Below are 14,033 nucleotides of genomic sequence, written 5' to 3'. Positions count from 1 at the left end.
CCGACGCGTGATCACTTCTGATCAACCGTGACCGCCCCCGGAACCGAGTCAGCCGTCGAGCGGCTCGATGACCGCGGCGGTGCCGTACGCACACACCTCCGTACCGACGTCAGCAGCCTCCGTGACGTCAAATCGCATCATCAGAACGGCGTTGCCGCCACGGGCCTTGGCCTGCTCGACCAGCCGCTCCATCGCCTGGTTCCGGGTCTCCACGAGCGTCTTCGTGAGGCCCCTCAGCTCACCGCCCATCAGCGACTTCAGGCCCGCGCCGATCTGTGAGCCGATGTGCCGCGAACGCACCGTCAGGCCGAACACCTCGCCGATCACCCGCACCACCTTGTGGCCCGGCACATCGTTCGTGGTGACCACCAGCACGCCGCCGGACGGATCCTGCCCACCGCCGAAATTGTTCAGTTCACTCATGGTTCCCACCTTTCGTCACGATTTGGTCGGAACGCCAGCATGGCACACGGAAAGCGCTTTCCACGCTACCTCGGCAGGCCTGTCCGGCATCGGATCGGGAGAGCGGATGGACATCGGACCCCCGGGTTTGTCAACCTGGTGGCATGGGCGAGCGAAGCGATCATCCACATGGGCCTGGCGCGGCGGAGGACTCCGGCGCGCAGGAGATCGAGGCCACCGTGGTGCTGGGCATCAGGATCACCGACTGGCCGGCCCTGCGGGCCGCCGCACAAGCGGCCGTCGAAGACCTGGATTTCGCCGGGATCGACCCCGAGGGCCAACGCCGCCAACTGCTGCGGGAAGTCGCCGAAGACCCCAACGCGGCCCTCGGCGCACTGCTCCACCCCGACCGGCTGGTCGCCGCCATCCCCGGCATCGAAGCCCTCGGCGGCACGCTGGAAATCAGCGTCACCGACGACTTCGCACCCGACTTCGCCGAACTGTTCCCCCTCGACGACGGCAGCGACACCGGCGACTGGACCCTCACCCCGCGCACCGCGTGCCTGCTGCACACCCAGCTGATCAGCCTCTCCGACGCCGCCTACGAAGACCTCGACGAACACGGCGACGACCCCGTCACCGTCGTCGACGAAGCCGACTGGACCGTCTTCGGCCGCCTTCAGCAGCGCACCTGGAACCTGCACCGCGGCTGGCGGCGCGCCTTCGCCCGCGCCTTCGACGACCTCGCCGACGACCTCGCACTCGGCGAATGGCCACTGCCCCGCAGCCTCGCGGAGGACGTCGCGCTGCGCCTCGCGCTCGCCGACGCCCGCGCACTGCTCGGCTCCCAACCCGAGTCCGTGGCCGACATGATGGGCGACCTGCCCGCCGACCTGTACGACTACGACTGGGACGGCTGCGCCGACGAACTCTTCGGCGTCTACGGCCCCGAAGAGACCCCCGACGACCTGGACGCCGGACAGCGGATCGACCAACTCCTCGCCGCCACCCACCCCGAGGGCTGGTTCCTCGGCTACCAGGACGCCGAGGAACGCGACCCCGGGCGGGGCTACCGGCGCTGAACTGGCATGCTGGAGGCGTGAGCTCACCCACCGACGTGCCCAGCGAACTTGCCCCGTCCGCCCTCGCCGCTCTGCCCGCGGTCGGCGGGGACGCCGAGGACCGCGACTCCCACGAGCAGTACGTGCTGCCGCTGGTGGTCCGGCTGGAGAAGGCCGACCCGCCCGGCCGGACGGACGCGCTGGAGACCTCGGCCCGGGCCGTGCTCACCCTGCTGTCCGACCCGCGGGTCACCGCCGACGACGGCGAGTGGGCGGAACGCGTCAAGGCCTGGGAGGACGCCCGGATCCGCAAGGTCGTGCGGCGCGCCCGCGGCGGCGAGTGGCGCAAGGCGGGCGAGCTGCCCGGAATCACCGTCACCGGCGAGCGCGCCGAAGTCCGCGTCTTCCCGCCGATCCCGCTGGACGGCTGGCCCAAGGAACTCGCCAAACTCCAGGTCTCCGGCACCGAACTCGACGACCCCACCCCACCCGCCCCCGCCCCCGAGGGCGTCCCCGTCCTTTGGCTCAACCCCGAGTTGGAGATGAGCGCCGGCAAGACCATGGCGCAGACCGGCCACGCCGCCCAGCTCGCCTGGTGGGAACTGAACGACGCCGAGCGCAAGGAATGGGCCGAAAGCGGCTTCCAGCTCGCCGTCCGAACCGCCCCCGCCGCCGACTGGCCCGCCCTCATGGACGGACGGTTCCCGGTCGTCCATGATGCCGGCTTCACTGAGATCGCCCCCGGACCGACTGTTGCAGTCGAGGGCGGCACACGCTACTGCCCCACCCCGCGCCTTCGACGTTCGTGATGCGCCAGCAGGGGCGTTTCAAAGTCCCGGTGATCATATGAGTTCCCAGCGTCATGAGACGGACTGGTCGCTCTCGGTGGACCTGTGATTGCGGCTGGCCATCGTCTCCCAGAACCGGTCGAGTGCTCGTACGGGGATGCCGACCCAGGTCGGGGTGGTACGTCTTACCACAGGATGGGGCCAGCGCGAGCGGCTGTGCAGGAGCGCCTGCTGTTGTCGGCAGAACGGCTCCTCGATCTCGGTCTGAGCCTTTCCCGCTTTCGGTGGATAGGGGCAGAGCCGGAAGCGGCACTCGTACAGGCAGGTGGATCCTGGCTGGTCCGATTCGGCCCGACCGACGCTGCGCTCGGGATGGAGCCGGGTGCGGTCGTGGGTGAGGCACGGCGGAAGGGTGTCCGGGGCGGCCCTGACCAGGCGTTCCTCCAGGTCGTCCGGCGAGGCGGTGTTGCGCTCGGTGAGGTTCAGCATGATCAGCATGTCCGCGACGAGCTGCTGGGCCCGAGGGTGGAGGATGCTCCAGCCGACCGAGGGAGCAATCCAGAGGTTGTGCTTGCGGTACCGGTCGGGACCGGCCGGGCGGGAGCCGACGCTGTCAATGGCGCCGTTCTCGTCGATCCAGAGGAACCGGTCAGGTCGCCCGGCCTCCAGGGCGAGGGCGACCAGGTCGCCGGCTTCGGCGACGAAGGGGTGCAGGGGCCGCTTGGAGTCGACTCCGCCGCTACTCGCGACTGCTGACCGGGCGTGCGCGCTGCCCGCCAGGGAGAGCCAGCGGGCCACCGCCTGGACAGGGTCGTCGGTGCCGCCGTGGCCGGCGGGCGCCGTACCGTTCGTGGCGATGTGGCCCCGGCCGTGCCTCGCCCGCCCTGCGGTCGCCCTCGGCCAGACGGGCCCGGTGCCGTCGGGGAGTTCCCACAGACACAGGGCGTGCAGGAGGCTGACCTGCGCGTGCCAGTACCGGCTGCACGTGAGCATCTTCTCTGCCTGCCGGACGAGGTGGGGACGGGTCTCGTCACAGGAGTTGGGATGCCGTCTCCTGCGGTTGGCGGCGTACTTGAAGCCCTGCGCGAGAGCGATCTCCAGGGAGAGCGGGAGGTCCGGCTCTCGGCGGGGAGTGGTGAGCGGTGCGATCGACGATGCAGCGGAGGTGGCGGGGTCCGGCGAGCGTGTGGAGGCGGCGGAACCGGGAGACGGCGCCTCGGCAGCCGGAAGGGGTTTCCCGAGGGAGGCGGCGGGGTCGAGGTGCCGCAACCAGATGTCGAGCCGGTCCTTGGCCTCCTCGCGATACGTCTCGCTGACCGAACCCACGAACATCGGGACCAACCACGCACGCATCACGAACTCCCGCCACAGCTCGGCCCGGTCCTGCAAGTAGCCGTCGACGATCTCCTGCAGTTCGGGCGGTTGCTCCTTGGACGGGCGGCCGCTTACGGCCACGCCCACGATCCCGGTGACGTCGCCCACGGTGCTCCGGAACTTCTCGTCCTCGTCCCTCTTGGACTTGTTCACCTTCTCCAGGTACTGCCGCACGGGGTCACGCAACTCACGGAAGTGCTCCCGCAGGACGCGATAGGCGTCGTCACCCCCCGCGGCGATCTCCTGGGCGGTGGCCAGGCGAACCGGGCGAGACGGCTCCCGCCGGCCGATCAGGGCGAAGCTCTCGTACGCGTAGGCCGGGGTCAGTCGGTCGGTGCCCGTGATGTGGTCGATTCCCTGGAGCTCGCTCTTCCAGACGGGGCCTTTCGACGCGACGGCCGGCTCTCCGCGGCGAGGGGTAGCGCCGGGCGTGCACCGGTCCCGGCGCTGATCGACTTCGCGCAGCGCGGCGCCGAAGCGCCGGACGAGACCGATTTTCGCCTCCTCGACGGTGCGCTGGTCGTCCTTGATCTGCTGGTTCACCTCCGGCCACCGGTTCGCGAGACTCACAGCGATGGCGGGTTGCACCGACCCAGGTCCCACACTGTCGATCTCCAGTGCGGCGGCGTAGAGGTCGAAGAACTTGGCGTCGTGCCGGCCTTTCGCGGCGGCGCAAAGCACCTCGGCGAGTGTCCAGGAATCATGGCGCTCCTGACTGGGGAAGTCGTCGATGCTGTCGGTCACTGCGAGGTGGCGCAGGGGCTCCGAGGGCCCAGGGGCGGTGGGTCCCTGCCCGTGGCGGGACAGGAGCACCAGAGCGATCAGCAATTCCCGGGACGGTCCGGGGGGCTGGAGTGCCTGCTCGACAAGGGCATGGATCTTGTTTTGGTCGTCGATGGTGCTCAGCAGGTGGAAGCCCAGGTACGCCTGGAGGATGCTGTGCGGAAATCGCACCTTGTTCTCATGACTGGTGACCAGACCGAGTTGCTGCCCATTACGGGCGAACCGCGCGAGCTCGGTGCGGAGTTCGTTCGGGCTGTAGCGGTCGCCGAGCCAATTCTCCTGCCCGCCGAAGTGTGCCGTGAGCGCCTCCCAGATCGCGCTGCGCTGCTGCACCGAGACGGTCAGCCGGACCGCATCGGACCGCGGTTCCTCAGGCTTGGCGGCGCCCGGGCGAGTCTCCTCGTACGCGGTCACGAGGTCGTCGAAGGTCACCTCGAGGCTGTCCTGGATCAGTCCCAGACAGGCGAGGGCCGCCATGATCTGGATCGTCTTCTGCCGCTCGCGACGGTCCAGTACCAGATCCCCGTACAGGCGGCCTTCCTCCAACGCCGTCCGGTAGGTGTCCAAGAGTCCCAGCCGCAGGGCGGCGGCGTCCTGGGTCCGGGTGTCCAGCCGGTTCGGCTGCTCGCGCAGCGCCAAATGCTCCAGGAGGCCCACCTCCCGCAGCCGACGGGCGATCTGCAGGTAGAACGGCGAGTCGGTCACGCCAGCAGTTTCGACGATCCAGTCCAAGCGGCGTTCGTCCACCTCTTCGGCGTCCCCGAGCACGTAGTTCAGGGCCGCTTCCTCGCTGAGCGGTTCCAGTACCGCGATCGCGGCCGGGGAGCTTTCCAACGGGGCGTGCGGGCGCGAGGCCACCACCAACGGCAGGCCGTCGCGGTTCGCTCGATCGATCGCGCGGCGAATGAGGTTGTCGCGGTCGTCCCGATGCGCATCGTCGAGCAGGGCCTCCTCCAGCCCGTCGGCGATAACGACCACCTTGTCGTCGAGACGCAGCTGCCTCCAGGTCCGATCCAGTTGACCGCTGAACAGGACGCCCTGGCCCGCCTCCCGCAGGAAGCAGCTCCGGCCGAGGGCCTCGAAGTCCAACTCGCCGTCCACGGTCGCGTCACGGAGTCGGACAGGCACCGGGACGGCCCCGTGCTCCGCCAGCATCCTGGTGAGCTCGACCAGGACAGCCGTCTTCCCGACCCCCACCCCGCCGATCAGCACATACGGCCTACGGGTCCGCCGATTGCGCAGGGTTTGGGCGATGACCTGCGACAGCTCGTCCCGACCTACGATCTCGTCGATGATCGTCCCGGCGGTGGGGACCAGATCCTGCGGTCGCTTCCTCGCCTTGACGACCACGGGCTTCCTGGTCCAGCGGTAGCCGACGAGCAGGAACACGGTCAGGCCGAAGGCGGTGAGCAGGAACGGCACGATCGTGCCGAACCATTTGCTGTTCTGGATCCTGCTGAACCACCCAACCGGGCCGACGACCCCGGTCCAGATCAGCAGGCCGACCCACGCCACCAGACAGATCGCTCCGAGGATGGCAAAGCTCCGCATGAGCACGGAGGAGAGCCGGGGGCTGAACCAGCTCCTGTTGGGCACGATGCTGCGGCGTGCCTCCCGCTTCGTCCGCACACCGTGCCACCAGTGCCGGAACCACGCCGACAGGGCCAACAATCGCCTCGGATAGAGCGTGTACCAGGGTGCGCCGTGCGGGCGCCGTCTTCCCCCAGGGTGCCGAACGACCTTGCTCACCGGCTCGCTCCTCCGTGAGTCTGGAAGGCATGCCATGCGTGATATCCGGAAAGGGCCCCGTGTTCCATCGAACCATGCATGTGGAGGACGGCAAGCCGGCCCGCGCGTCGAGGCGTCGGCCCGCGCGAAGGGTGTCGACCGCAGTGACGGACCATCTGGCTGACGGTTCTGTCAACTCGCCGTCGGGCACGCCTGGTTTGAGCGCGGTTCTGGCAGTTGTGTGCCTCCGGCGGGTCTTCTCGGAGGGTGGGGGGCGCTTCCTTCTACCAGGCAAGACGGACAGGTGTCCCCGCAACGGCGCGACACCGCCCCGACCTGTCCGTTGGACGGGCGTTGGCGGGAGGTGGTGGGGTCAGTTCAGCGGTACGTCGAGGCGGGCACGGCGGTGGCTGAACGTGGCGATGGAGTGAGGGCCGTGGTAGCTGCCGCGGCCGGACTCACCGACGCCGCCGAAGGGCAGGTCGGGTACGCGGAGGTGAGCCATGGGCAAGCCGAATCCGAGGCCGCCGGAAGACGTCTCGGCGGCGAGGCGAGCGCGCGTGGTCTCGTTCCCGGTGAAGCCGTACAGGGCCAGCGGCTTGTCGCGGTCGTTGATGAAGGCGATGGCCTCGTCCAGGTCTGCGACCTCGACGATCGGCAGAACGGGACCGAAGATCTCTTCCTGCATGACCGGGTCCTCGGCCTTCACGCCGGTCAGGACGGTGGGCGCGATGTAGACGTCGTCGCGGTCGGTCGTGCCGCCGAAGGCGAGGGTGCCGGAGTCGAGCAGAGCGGCGACCCGGTCGAAGTGGCGCTGGTTGACGAGGCGTCCGTACGCGTCCGAGGTCTGCGGGTCGCTGCCGAACATGCGCTCCGTGGCCTCGGCGAGTGCGGCCGCCAGGCGCCGGGCGGTGGCCGGGTCGGTCAGGACGTAGTCGGGGGCGACGCACGTCTGGCCGGCATTGCGGAACTTGGCGTCGGCCAGGCGGGCCGCGACCGTGTCGATGTCGGTGTCGCTGTCGACGAACACCGGGGACTTGCCGCCCAGTTCGAGCGTGACGGGGGTGAGGTGCTCGGCTGCCGCGCGCATGACGATGCGGCCGACGGTGCCGTTGCCGGTGTAGAAGATGTGGTCGAAGTGCTGGGTGAGCAGCTCGGTGGTCTCGGGCACCGCGCCCTCGACGACGGCGACCGCGTCCCGGTCGAGGTACTCCGGCACCAGTCGGGCCATCAACGCCGAGGCGGCGGGGGCGAGTTCGCTCGGCTTGAGGACGACGGTGTTGCCGGAGGCGAGCGCCCCGGCGACGGGGACGAGCGACAGCTGGACCGGGTAGTTCCAGGGCGCGATGACAAGAACGGTGCCCAGCGGTTCGTAGTGGGTTCCGGCGGTCGTGCCCTGCGGCAGCCCGGCCAGGGACTGGGCGCCGAGCGGTTCGGGGGTCAGCCACTCCTCCAGGTGGGCGAGGGTGTGGTCGATCTCGCGGATCGGGAAGTCGATCTCGGCGGCGTACGCCTCGGCGCGCGGCTTGCGGAGATCGGCCTGGAGGGCGTCGGCGATGGCATCCCGGTTATCGGTGAACAGGGTGCGCAGTGCGGTCAGTTGGGCGCGGCGCCAGGCGATCGGCTTGGTCCTGCCGGAGCGGAACGTGGCCCGCAGTGACGCGATGAGGGATTCGGTGTCAGACATGGCAGTGGTACTCCTGATGCTGGTCAGTGGGCGCTGAACAGCAGGTCGATGCTGTGGTTGACCTGGCTGCCGGGCTCGACGTACTGCTCGGCGGCCAGGCGCCGGGCGAGGAAACGCGGAGTCGCACGGTGTGCTTCGGCAGCCTCGGCGTCGACGTACACCTCGTAGCGGAAGGCGCTCTGTGCTGGCCGGGCCGGGCCGGGCGAGGGAGTGGGGAGCCCCGGCCGGTGGGCCGGGGGGCGTGCCCACCGGCCGGCGTTCAGGGGCCGGTGTGGGTCAGGCCTGCGGGAGGCGGACGAGCATCTTGCCGGTGTTGGCGCCGCGCATCATGGCCTGGAAGGCCTCGAAGGCGTTCTCGATGCCGTCGACGACGGTCTCGTCGGTGACGAGCGAACCGTCCTTGAGCCAGCGGCCCGCCTGTCGGGCGAAGTCCGGTACGAGGTGGAAGTGGTCGCTGACGTTCATGCCGCGCAGGTTGATGCGCTTGCCGATGGCGAGCGGCAGGTGCGGCGGGCCCGCGGGCAGCTCGGTGGCGTTGTACATCGAGATGGCGCCGACCAGGGCGACGCGGCCGCGCAGGTTCATGGCCCGGAGAGCGGCGTCGAGGTGGTCGCCGCCGACGTTGTCGAGGTAGACGTCGATGCCGCCCGGAGCGGCGGTGGCGAGCTGCCCCGCGATGTCGCCCGCGCGGTAGTCGAGACCGACGTCGTAGCCGAAGTCCTTGGTCAGCCGCTCGGCCTTGGCCGGGCCGCCGGCCGAGCCGATGACGCGCGAGGCGCCGAGCTTGAGGGCGAACTGCCCGGCGACGGAACCGACGGCGCCCGCGGCACCGGAGATGAAGACGACGTCGCCCTCCTGGACCGGGGCGACCTCCTTGAGGCTGGCCCAGGCGGTCAGGCCGGTGGTGCCGAGGGCGCCCAAGTAGGCCTGGGCGGGGGCGAGTTCGGGGTCGACGAGCTGAACGTCGGCGGCGCCCAGCAGGGCGAACTCGCGCCAGCCGAGGAAGTGGGTGACGGTCGCGCCGACCGGGACCTCGGGGGCCTGCGAGGCGACGACGGTGCCGACGGCCGAGCCCGTCATGGCCTCGCCCAGCTCGAACTGCGGGATGTAGGACTCGCCTTCGTTCATCCGCCCGCGCATGTAGGGGTCGACGGAGAGGTAGTCGTTGCGGACGACGACCTGGCCGGGGCCCGGGTCGGGCACGGCGGTCGTCTCGAACGCGACGTCCGAGTCCTTGGGCTCGCCGACGGGGCGGGCGACGAGGTGCCATTCACGGCTGGAAAAAGACATGACGATCCTAAGAAGTAGTGCGGTGTGAGGGAGTCGGGGAAGTCAGCTGCCCGCGGTCACGATGGGCTCGGGTACGCCCAGCAGTCCGGCCACGAGGGCGTCGGATCCCAGGGGCAGCAGGCGGTGCGCGTCCGTCGCGTTCTCCAGGCCGACCACGAGCGAGATGCAGATGTCCGCGGCCTCGGCGGGCCCGACCCCTTCTGCGGTGCCCGCCTCGGCGAAGAGCCCGGTGAGCAGGTGGCGCAGCTCGGCGGTGAAGCCGGAGCAGATCCCGCCGAAGAGGCGGGCCTTGTCGTCGAGGAGTTCGGCCGTGTGCGGGGAGTCCTCGGACAGGGCGAGGACGAGTTCGAGCTTGGCGGCGAGCACGCCCCGGACGCGGGCGGTGTACGGAACCGCGCTGTCGGCCGCTGCCCGGCGGGCCCGCACGAGCGCCTGCTCGTGCAGGCGCCCGGCGAGCCGCCGGAAGGCGTCGTCCTTGCTGCGCACGTACTGGTAGACCGCGGACCGGGACACGCCCATGGTGGTGGCGATGTCGTCCATCGTGGTGCGCCGCACGCCGTACCTGGTCAGGCAGTCGTACGTGGCGTCGAGGACCTCGTCGAGCCGGTCGGTGCCCATCGGGTCAGGCCAGCTTCTTGAGCAGTTCGACGGCCAGCGGGGCGGAGGAGGCCGGGTTCTGGCCGGTGACCAGGTTGCGGTCGACCACCACGTTCGGCACCCACGGCTCGCCGACCCGGACGTTCACGCCGGCCTCGGTGAGGCGGTCCTGGAGCAGCCACTTCGCCTTGTCGGCAAAGCCGGCCTGGGTCTCCTCGGCGTTGGTGAAGGCGGCGACGTCGTAGCCGGCGAAGGCGTTGGTGCCGTCGGCCTCGACGGCCGCCAGCAGCGCGGCCGGGGCGTGGCAGACCACTCCGAGCGGCTTGCCGGACTCCAGTGCGAGGGTGAGGAGGCGGCCGGAGTCGGCATTGACCGCGAGGTCCTCCATGGGGCCGTGGCCGCCGGGGTAGAAGACGGCCGCGTAGTCGTCGAGGTCGATGTCTTCGACCTTGATCGGTGCCTGCAGCTCGCCGAAGCCGGCCAGGGCGTCGGCGATGCGGTCGGCGTTCTCCTGCCCGCCGTTGGCCTCGGGGGCGAGGCTGCCCTTGTCGACGGTGGGAACGACACCGCCGGGCGTGGCGACCACGATCTCGTGACCGGCCGCCTTGAAGGCCTGGTAGGGGGCGACGGCCTCCTCGGCCCAGAAGCCGGTGGGGTGCTTGGTGCCGTCGGCCAGCGTCCAGTGGTCGGCGCCGGTGACGACGAAGAGGATCTTCGACATGAGGTGGTTCTCCGAGGGTGCGGATCCCGTACGGGCCGTAGGGATCGGGGACGGTAGGTCGCCGCCGCTGACGTTTCCGAAGGACTGACACTTCGTGTTCAGTTCGTCAGTGCGGCGACGTCCTCGAAGGTAGGACCCCTACCCCATCGGAATCCAATAGGCTCGTACATGTGAGAGATAGGGATCCCAATGGACCGCCGGGAATACCGTCGCCGCAAGGCAGCGGCCTTCTCGATCTGAATCTGCTGCGCACGTTCCTCGCGGTGTACCGCGCCGGCGCCTTCACCGCGGGCGCCCGCGTGCTGGGCCTGTCACAACCGACAGTGACGACGCAGATCCGCTCGCTGGAGAACCAGCTGGGCCGGGAGCTGTTCGAGCGGCTGTCCCGCGGCGTCGCCCCGACCCCGTTCGCCGACGAGCTGGCCGCGCGGGTCATGGAGCCGTTGGACGCCCTCGGCCCGGTCAGCGGCGGCGCCCTCTTCGGCGAGAGCGACGCGGAACCCGTGCACCTGGCGGGGCCTGCCGAGTACCTCACGCACTGCGTCATGCCGACGCTCGCCCCGCTCGTCGACAAGGGTGTGCGCCTGCGCGTCGCATTCGGCCTCACCGACGACCTGCTCGACGGACTGCGCGCGGGCCGGCACGACCTGGTGGTGGCCACCCTGCGCCCACGCGGCCGCGCGCTCGCCTCCGTACCGCTGGCCGACGAGGAATTCGTCCTGGTCGCCGCACCTTCATGGGCCGAACGGATCGGATCACGCCTCGCCGCCGAGGGGCCCACAGCCCTGCACGGAGTGCCGCTCGTCTCGTACGCCGAGGACCTGCCGATCGTCCGCCGCTACTGGCGCCACGTGTTCGACAGGCGCTTGACCTGCCAGCCGACCGTCACGGTCCCCGACCTCGGAGCAGTCAAGGCGGCGGTTGTCGGCGGCGCAGGGTTCAGTGTGCTGCCCCGCTACCTGTGCGCCGACGATCTGGCCTCGGGCACCCTGACCCTCCTCAACGATCCGGACGACCCGCCGATCAACACCGGCTTCCTGGTCCAGCGCCCAGGATCGTCCACGAACCCCCATGTCACGCTGGTCCGAGACCACCTGCTGCGCTCCGCCCGCGAGGCCTGAGGGTCGCCGCAGCCATCGCCCACGCCCTCGCCCTCGCCCTCGCCCCGGAATATGGGTGATCCGCACCCCGCCCGGCTCCGGACGGAGTGAGGCGTGCGGGGAGCGGTGAGTGCCCGCCACCTGGAGTCGGTCTTCTTCAGGTGGCGGGCGCATCACTGAATCACCGGAAGTGGGTACGGTGTTCGTCCAGGAAGGCGTCGAGGGTGCGGGGCGGCCGGCCGAGGATGTCGGCGACGGTACTGGTGGGGAACTCGGGCCGGGCGATGGCGAGTTGCTGGATCTCCACGACGTGGTCGGCGAGCCAGGCGGGCAGGCCGGCCTGGTGGATCAGGTTGTCGCGCAGTTCGTCCGGTGCGAGGTCGATGTACTGGATCCGGCGGCCGGTCAGTTCGCTCAGCCGGGCGGCGAGGTCGGGGTGGGAGACGGCTTCCGGCCCGGTCAGGGTGTAGCTGCCGCCCGCGAGGTGGCGCCGGGTGAGCACGGCGGCCGCGACGTCGCCGATGTCGCGGCAGTCGATGTAGTTGCAGGGCGCGTCCCCCATGGTGCCGAGGACGAGACCCTGGGCCACGGTGGGCGCGAGGCGCAGCAGGTTCTGCATGAAGGCGTAGGGGCGCAGGACGGTGCCGGTGAGTCCGGAGGCGCGCAGGTGTTCCTCGACGGCGTGGTGTCCGCGGGATATCGCGACGGGTGCCGCAGGTTCGGCGGCGGGGGCGGAGAGCTTGACGATGTGTCCGATTCCGCTGCGGGCGGCGATGTCGATGACACGGGTTTCGAGTTCGACCTGTGCGGGGCCGTTGGCCATGGCGAGGAAGAGTTGGTCGGCGCCCGCGAAGGCGTTGCGCAGCGAGTCGGGGTCGCCGGCGTCGGCGTACCGGACCTCGACGCGCCGGTCGTGCGGGCCGGCGGTGCCGGGGAGCGGTCGGTGCGGGGTGCGGGTGAGGGCGCGGACGGGGACGTCGAGTGCGCGCAGGCTGTGGAGCAGGGCGGTGCCGGTGGTTCCGGTCGCTCCCATGACAACGATCATCGGGTGTCTCCTCGGTGCTTGGTGGCTTCCGCGGCAGCCGGTGCCGCCGGGGTGGGTTCGGTGCGTCCGGGCGCCGGTGCCCGGGTGCCGGGGCCGGTCACGGCCGGGCTTTCGCGAGGGTGCCGCGCCAGCGCAGGGTGACGATGGTGGTGGCGAGGACGGCGGAGACGGGCAGGTCGATGCGCAGTCGCCGCAGCCAGGGGGCGGCGTGGATCGAGGCGCGGGCCGGCAGCCACTCGGCGGCGAACCATCCCAGCGCTGCCGCCACACCGGCGGTCGCCATGACGAGCAGCGCGGTCAGGACGACGCGCGGCAGGGCAGTGGTCCAGCGTCGCGGCTGCCCGCGGTGCCGCAGCCACGTGCCGACCAGGAACGCCACCACCGCGGAAGTGCCGGCGATGGAGGTGCAGGCCGCCACTGTCAGATCCGCCTGTCCGGTGACGACTCCCGCGGTACCCGCCATCACTGCGGGGGCGACGTAGGCGGTCAACACCTCGCGCCACAGCGTGAACGGTCGGGCGGCCGCCCGGTTCGTGCCGGTGCTGTCGTTCGTTGCGGGCATCGTGGCCTCTTCATCTCGTTGGAGTTCCGAAAGGCGAAAAGGTGCGGCCGGATCGCCGGCAGGCCTTTCCCGACAGAGTAATTAGGTGGCTAATTACTGCTTCGCGAAAAGGGCTCCCATCCACGGGATGGGAGCCCGGCCCGGCCGTCGGCAGGGTCAGTCGGCGGTCAGGGCCGAGCTGCCGCGCACGACGCGCGCGAGCAGGTCCAGGAACACCGCGCGCTCCTCGACGGTGAGCCCCGAGACCATCGCCTCCAAGCGCCCGAAATGCTCGGGCGCCATGTCGCGCAGGCGCTGCGCGCCGCGCGCGGTCAGGATCGCGACCGTGCCGCGCCCGTCCTCGGTGGACGGGCGCCTGGCGATCAGGCCCTCGCGCTCCAGGCCGTCCAACAGGCCGGTGACCGTGGCTCTGGAGACGTCGAGGTCGGCCGCCAGTTGCGAGGGGGACTTCTCCCCTCCGTGGCCTTCGAGGTCCGCGAGCAGTCGGTAGCGGCCTGTCGACAGCCCGAACCTGGCGAAGTGGGTTTCGGCCGCCCGGCCGACCCTCGCACCTGCGGAGATCAGCCGCACCGCGACCAGTACCGCCTGCGGGTCCGTCTCCAGGCCGTAGTGCCGCAGTTGCCGTCCGGCCTGCTCCAGTGTGGGCTGCTCGCCGTCGGCCTCGTCTCTCCTCATGCACGTAATATGGCAGCTAATTACTTTGGGAGTCAAGATGCCGGCCTCAGACCATTGGCACCCGACGGCACCTGGCCTGCCGATGCCTCCAGGGACGGGTGCTGCCCTGGTCCGGGGCGACGGCATGGTCCGGCAGCGGGTCAGGGCAGCCACATCGGGCGGCTCCGGACCGCTGTCGCCCACCCCTCCCCGGACGCTGCTCGCCACCGAAGAAGGCGAC

The 14,033-nt window shown here is 70.5% G+C and carries 13 protein-coding genes; 3 read left to right on the top strand and 10 right to left on the bottom strand.

The annotated features are described in order from the left end of the window. Positions 1 to 48: 48 nt before the first annotated feature. Positions 49 to 423 carry a YbjQ family protein gene (locus ACFYS8_RS03245; RefSeq protein ID WP_387634990.1) on the bottom strand — a complete coding sequence of 125 codons (375 nt, stop codon included), beginning with the start codon at positions 421 to 423 and terminating at the stop codon, positions 49 to 51. Positions 424 to 566: 143 nt separating this feature from the next. On the opposite strand from ACFYS8_RS03245, the gene ACFYS8_RS03240 reads away from it, so the two are divergent. Both ACFYS8_RS03240 and ACFYS8_RS03235 read left to right on the top strand, forming a co-directional pair. After that, positions 567 to 1,484, top strand: coding sequence for a hypothetical protein (locus ACFYS8_RS03240; RefSeq protein ID WP_387634988.1), 918 nt, complete (start codon positions 567 to 569; stop codon positions 1,482 to 1,484). A 17-nt stretch (positions 1,485 to 1,501) separates the two neighbouring features. Beyond that, positions 1,502 to 2,272 carry a peptidyl-tRNA hydrolase gene (locus tag ACFYS8_RS03235; protein ID WP_387634985.1) on the top strand — a complete coding sequence of 257 codons (771 nt, stop codon included), beginning with the start codon at positions 1,502 to 1,504 and terminating at the stop codon, positions 2,270 to 2,272. A gap of 51 nt (positions 2,273 to 2,323) precedes the next feature. Here the strand turns inward: ACFYS8_RS03235 and ACFYS8_RS03230 are convergent, their stop codons facing one another. The 6 genes from ACFYS8_RS03230 to ACFYS8_RS03205 form a co-directional block, all read right to left on the bottom strand. Next, complete coding sequence (locus tag ACFYS8_RS03230) at positions 2,324 to 6,157, bottom strand: ATP-binding protein (RefSeq protein WP_387634982.1); 3,834 nt, start codon at positions 6,155 to 6,157, stop codon at positions 2,324 to 2,326. Between the two features lie 352 nt (positions 6,158 to 6,509). Further along, on the bottom strand, positions 6,510 to 7,823 hold the full coding sequence (locus ACFYS8_RS03225) for an aldehyde dehydrogenase family protein (protein WP_387634980.1): 1,314 nt from the start codon (positions 7,821 to 7,823) through the stop codon (positions 6,510 to 6,512). A gap of 23 nt (positions 7,824 to 7,846) precedes the next feature. Continuing rightward, positions 7,847 to 7,984, bottom strand: coding sequence for a hypothetical protein (locus ACFYS8_RS03220; protein ID WP_387634978.1), 138 nt, complete (start codon positions 7,982 to 7,984; stop codon positions 7,847 to 7,849). Between the two features lie 115 nt (positions 7,985 to 8,099). Then, positions 8,100 to 9,113, bottom strand: coding sequence for an NADP-dependent oxidoreductase (locus tag ACFYS8_RS03215; protein ID WP_387634975.1), 1,014 nt, complete (start codon positions 9,111 to 9,113; stop codon positions 8,100 to 8,102). A gap of 42 nt (positions 9,114 to 9,155) precedes the next feature. Further along, complete coding sequence (locus ACFYS8_RS03210) at positions 9,156 to 9,731, bottom strand: TetR/AcrR family transcriptional regulator (RefSeq protein WP_387634972.1); 576 nt, start codon at positions 9,729 to 9,731, stop codon at positions 9,156 to 9,158. Positions 9,732 to 9,735: 4 nt separating this feature from the next. Then, positions 9,736 to 10,431 (bottom strand): type 1 glutamine amidotransferase domain-containing protein, encoded by a 696-nt coding sequence (locus ACFYS8_RS03205; RefSeq protein WP_387634970.1) that lies wholly within the window; start codon positions 10,429 to 10,431, stop codon positions 9,736 to 9,738. A gap of 170 nt (positions 10,432 to 10,601) precedes the next feature. Between ACFYS8_RS03205 and ACFYS8_RS03200 the strand changes: the two genes are divergently transcribed. Then, positions 10,602 to 11,552: a LysR family transcriptional regulator gene (locus ACFYS8_RS03200; protein WP_387634968.1), complete on the top strand. Its 951-nt coding sequence runs from the start codon at positions 10,602 to 10,604 to the stop codon at positions 11,550 to 11,552. A gap of 160 nt (positions 11,553 to 11,712) precedes the next feature. Here the strand turns inward: ACFYS8_RS03200 and ACFYS8_RS03195 are convergent, their stop codons facing one another. The 3 genes from ACFYS8_RS03195 to ACFYS8_RS03185 all read right to left on the bottom strand — a co-directional run bounded on the left by ACFYS8_RS03195 (position 11,713) and on the right by ACFYS8_RS03185 (position 13,813). Beyond that, positions 11,713 to 12,564, bottom strand: a complete 852-nt coding sequence (locus ACFYS8_RS03195; RefSeq protein WP_387634966.1) for an NmrA family NAD(P)-binding protein — start codon at positions 12,562 to 12,564, stop codon at positions 11,713 to 11,715. A gap of 109 nt (positions 12,565 to 12,673) precedes the next feature. Beyond that, on the bottom strand, positions 12,674 to 13,138 hold the full coding sequence (locus tag ACFYS8_RS03190) for a hypothetical protein (protein ID WP_387634964.1): 465 nt from the start codon (positions 13,136 to 13,138) through the stop codon (positions 12,674 to 12,676). A 156-nt stretch (positions 13,139 to 13,294) separates the two neighbouring features. Continuing rightward, positions 13,295 to 13,813, bottom strand: a complete 519-nt coding sequence (locus ACFYS8_RS03185) for a MarR family winged helix-turn-helix transcriptional regulator (protein WP_387634962.1) — start codon at positions 13,811 to 13,813, stop codon at positions 13,295 to 13,297. Positions 13,814 to 14,033 lie beyond the last annotated feature (220 nt).

This window comes from Kitasatospora sp. NPDC004615 (assembly GCF_042873545.1).
Taxonomy (GTDB): domain Bacteria; phylum Actinomycetota; class Actinomycetes; order Streptomycetales; family Streptomycetaceae; genus Kitasatospora.
This window is presented reverse-complemented; position numbering and strand designations above follow the sequence as displayed.